We start from the raw sequence: 1,099 nt of genomic DNA, 5'->3' as shown, positions 1-1,099 counted from the left end.
TCGGGAAGATCACCGTCAAACAGGCAAAGGCGGTAAAGGCAAAACACCAAATCCCGACGGTCATTGCCAGAGGCTTATTACGAATAAAGACATATTCTGGTTTATATTTCTGCGCCAGGCGAACGACTGCAATAAATGCAACAAATACCCATAAATAACGCAGCGGCATCACTACCGAGTTAAGATTCAACAGCCATTTATAGAGATTGTTCATATCACCGATGCCGAGAGTCGGCAGCATAATCAGAATTGCCACCAGCACCAGGGTCAGAAAATAGCCATTAACGGGCGTACCAGAAGCGTTGGTACGACATAAACTGGCTGGAATATATTTGCTGTCAGCATCACCTAATAGCACTTTAAGCGGGGCATCAATCGAGAATACCAGCGCAGCTACTTGTCCCAGGGTATTCGCAATGGCGTAAATCACCATTAAAGTATTACCCATGTTGTAATACTCGCCCAGCTTCTGAAAGGCGTAATACTGACCGTTGGTCATTAAGTCATCCGGGATATTACGCGAATCAAACATCATCCCCATCGCCAGCGAGCCCAGAATGGCACAAACCGCAACCATCACCGCCAGGCATAGCATCCCTTTTGGAAATTCTTTTCCTGGGTTGCGCGTTTGATTAACGTAAGGAGAAATCTTCTCTGCTCCGCCAACCGCGAAAACCAGCATTGAAATAGTGGTAATGTAGGTAAAGTCGATATGAGGAATGAACGTTTCCCAGGTAATGTTTGTGGTCGCAATATGCACTTCAGTAATTGCAGGCGCGGTTACCGCCATCGCCACATACAGGAGCGACATAACAAACATAGCAATCCCTGCCACAGAACCGACGATTTTCAGCGATTTCATACCGCGTGAAGCAACCCACATAAAGAAGATAAACAGCACCAGCGTTAACCCCTGTAACGCTACGACTGAATATTCTTTGATTAGCGAACCGTCGCCTTTCATCGCCCAACCGAGCGCAATCAGAATTGCCTGGGGTTTTTGTGCCAGATAGGGAATATGCACCACCCAGTAGGTCCACGCGGCGAGATAAGCCAGTCCGGGTCCCATCGTGTGTTTAATCCAGGTACTGACCCCGCC

1 protein-coding gene is annotated in these 1,099 nt (G+C 47.8%); it reads right to left on the bottom strand.

From position 1 onward, the window contains the following. Positions 1 to 1,069 (bottom strand): APC family permease (locus R7Z41_RS24245; RefSeq protein ID WP_318141671.1); only part of this gene is annotated, 1,069 nt, incomplete at its 3' end. Positions 1,070 to 1,099 lie beyond the last annotated feature (30 nt).

Origin of the sequence: Vibrio sp. 1457, from assembly GCF_033340195.1 — a bacterium.
GTDB lineage: Bacteria > Pseudomonadota > Gammaproteobacteria > Enterobacterales > Vibrionaceae > Vibrio > Vibrio alginolyticus.
This window is presented reverse-complemented; position numbering and strand designations above follow the sequence as displayed.